Raw genomic sequence first — 1703 nt, 5'->3', positions numbered from 1 at the left:
TTGCTCACACCTTAACAGGGCGTTAGGGGGCATTATATGTCAATTCTTAAAGTTTTAAGGAAGTTAAAATGAATTATGATAATGAAGATATGAAGGCGTTAACTCAAGATGTGGTGGAAATAAAAAGGAAAATTATTTTTGAATTATTTCTTTCGACCTTCTTAATGTTTTGGTGGTTAGGTGATTTGGTCTTCCCACTCTTTTATGAGCGTTCTTTTTCGGTATCTTTATATTCGACACTAATCATAGTAACGCTTCCAATGTGCTTAAATATGTATGCTTGGTTTATATGGGGGTTTGTTGGTCGTTGGTTTGGGTTTTATAGTTCAAGAAGTCTTGAGGTAAAATATAGAGATCCATTTGAACGATATGAAATTAGCCTGCATGAGTTTTCTAAACACAAAAATATAGAAAGAAAAATCGATCTTCTAGTTGCAACCCAATTTATAATGATGGGTGTTTTGTCTGTTTTTGGTTTGTTGATGATAAGTAGTCAAGTGTTATGAATAAGATAAATTCTATAGTGAAATTTATATTCATTTTCGTTTTTTCTATTTCGATTAATAAGGCATTTTCAGCGCCATACACAAATTTAAACTTAAAAGTTAAGAATAACGGTGATGTTGACATTGCATTCAAGATAGAAGGTGTTGCAAGTGTAGGTAATAGTTCCTCTATTATAGTTTTACCAGTTCCTTTTGCTCTTAAGAAGGACTCGATAATTGATTCAGCTCAAGATGTTAAAGTAGCTGTTGCTTCAAGTGGTACAGGATATACACTTCTCAGTGTTATTGCTGAATCTGATTCTAATCAAATTTTGTTTGCTATAAATAATGCAGTTGCATTATCTGAGACAAGTGAGGGTAAAGCAAAGTTAGAGATTTATCCAAATTTCAAGTATATGACAAAAACTGAGGCAGGGCTTTTAAGTCAACCACAAGTGATAAATAATTTTATTATGATGGTTGAGTTACCTAAAAAATTCAGTGCCACAGAAGTTGGATTTCGTCCGTTATCTGTTACAACTGAAGATAATCGAGTGTATAAATTTTCAAATATTAAGTTGCCAGTATTAGGTGAGCATGAATATTGGTTAGTTTTTCCAAGTCCAACAGTTGAAGACTTAAAATGGGCACAAATAATTGTTTCGGCTTTATTTGGTGTTTTTACTATTGCATTTCATATTCCAGCATTAAAAAGAGGTAGTTTGGCTTGGCAGATGTCAGTATTTATTTTATCAGGAGTAATACTGAGCGTGTCATTGTATTTCTCATTTACGATTGCTAAAAAGTTGGACTTTGGGATTTTTGTGGCAGCATCAATACCACATGCCATTTTTGGATTAATATCTACAGTTTGGTTATTAATAGCTGGTAAGTACCAAGCTTTAGTTACTGGCACTGTTCATAAATCAGGTGTCCCTGTACAGTTTGCATCAGTGGTATTAGAGAAGAAAAAGGATAATGCTTTTATCGAAGTTAAGACCCTTACACAATTATCTGAAAATGGGCGCTTTTCATTTTCGACTCTTTTGTATCATGATAACTCAGGTATTTATCGGGTTTCAGCGCAAATGATGGGGGCTAATGACGTACTAACTAATGAATTTAGTCTTACAAGAAAACAGACTTTTGAAGTGCCTAATATTGTCTTAGTTCCGACTGCAAGTCCTGCCCCCTAACAATCTGTTTAAGAGTGATTCG

At 33.7% G+C, this 1703-nt stretch carries 2 protein-coding genes; both read left to right on the top strand.

Annotation, left to right across the window (positions count from 1 at the left end):
- Positions 1-68 precede the first annotated feature (68 nt).
- Positions 69-506 (top strand): hypothetical protein, encoded by a 438-nt coding sequence (locus VHA02S_RS24685; protein WP_038899590.1) that lies wholly within the window; start codon positions 69-71, stop codon positions 504-506.
- Entirely contained in the window at positions 503-1681 is a 1179-nt protein-coding gene (locus tag VHA02S_RS24680; RefSeq protein ID WP_038899591.1) for a carboxypeptidase regulatory-like domain-containing protein, read from the top strand. Before VHA02S_RS24685 ends, VHA02S_RS24680 begins: the two co-directional genes overlap by 4 nt.
- Positions 1682-1703: the final 22 nt, after the last annotated feature.

The organism is Vibrio harveyi NBRC 15634 = ATCC 14126 = KCTC 12724, assembly GCF_001591145.1.
Lineage (GTDB): Bacteria > Pseudomonadota > Gammaproteobacteria > Enterobacterales > Vibrionaceae > Vibrio > Vibrio harveyi.
The sequence above is the reverse complement of the archived record's forward strand: the minus strand, read 5'-3'. Positions and strand labels throughout refer to the sequence as shown.